The sequence below is a fragment of the Belnapia moabensis DSM 16746 genome, from assembly GCF_000745835.1.
Classification (GTDB): domain Bacteria; phylum Pseudomonadota; class Alphaproteobacteria; order Acetobacterales; family Acetobacteraceae; genus Belnapia; species Belnapia moabensis.
Genome location: NZ_JQKB01000285.1, coordinates 1 through 1,194, shown reverse-complemented (window position 1 = coordinate 1,194; position 1,194 = coordinate 1). Strand labels below are relative to the sequence as shown.

At 63.1% G+C, this 1,194-nt stretch carries 1 protein-coding gene; it reads right to left on the bottom strand.

The window, feature by feature from the left end; all coding sequences use genetic code 11:
- Positions 1–229 precede the first annotated feature (229 nt).
- Positions 230–1,194: transglycosylase domain-containing protein (locus EP26_RS30880; protein WP_043345497.1), on the bottom strand; the 965-nt coding region annotated here is incomplete at its 5' end.

The following is a 1,194-nucleotide window of genomic DNA, read 5'->3' as shown; positions in this document are numbered from 1 at the left end:
TTGGCCGAAAGCGGAATGTCCGCGTTCGGGGAAGAGAGCACGAACAGCCGACATAGGTTCTGCAGAGGGCAGTGTCCGTCGCGGCTTGGCCGACTGTCCCCACGATACTGCTTAACCGGCATGTTGGACGAAAGCAGGGCAAGTCGCCCGTATTGCGTCAGCAAAAGCCGAGCGCGTCACCGCACCGGACAGCAGTTTTACCGGGAGGTCGTAAGGGCTGATTACCCCGTTACGCGTCTCGATGGGCATCGATCATTACCGCGCGCCAGATCTGCGCCGGCAAGCCACCCCCTGACACGCCGAGCATCGGCCTGCTGTCACTGTTCCCGAGCCAGACACCGGCGACATACCGCTCGGTAAAGCCGATAAACCAAGCATCCCGGCTCTCGGTGGTCGTACCCGTCTTGCCGGCCGCCCAGAAACCTGGGTCAGCAGCCCTTCCCGTACCCCGTTGCACAACGCCAGCGAGCATCTGACGCATCATGTCGGCCTGTTGAGGCTGTAAGACTTGGCGAATCTCCGATCTTGCCGGGAGCACGCGTGTCAGGAGCTCGACACCGGCCGGGTCTTGAACCCGCTGCACCGAATAGGGAACGACCATCCTGCCGCGATTGGCGACGCTGGCGAAGGCGCTCGTAAGATCGACGAGCCTCGCCTGGTAGGTTCCGAGCGCTAAGTCGCCCGCTTCGCCCTCAACTTCTTCCGCCACGCGTAGCGCCTTGATCACATCCCTTGTCTCACGCGCAATCTGCAATGCCAGACGAACGGCGGCCGTATTGGACGACCGCTCCAGCGCCGCGGCAAGTGTGATATCGCCGAGGTATCGGTCGTCGAAGTTTCTCACGCTGCGCCCGCCAAGTGTCAGGGCCGCATCGCTGACGTTCGTGTCAGGCGTATATCTTGCCTCGAGCGCCGCCAGGTAGACGCAGAGCTTGGCCACGGATCCTGGCTGGCGCCTGGCTTGGGTAACGTGATCCCATTCCTTCAGCCGATAGTCGCGTCCACCGACGAGCGCTAGGACCGCGCCGTTGTATCGCATGACGACGACCGCGCCCTCCTCGATCTGCCTTGTCTGGGCGTGCTGCCGTAGGGTCGCCTCCAGCTGTCTTTCGGCGGCGGCCTGGATGCGCAGGTCCAAGGTGGTTGCGATGGTTCGCGTGCCGCTTCGCTGTGACGGTACGGAGTTGGCGTTGG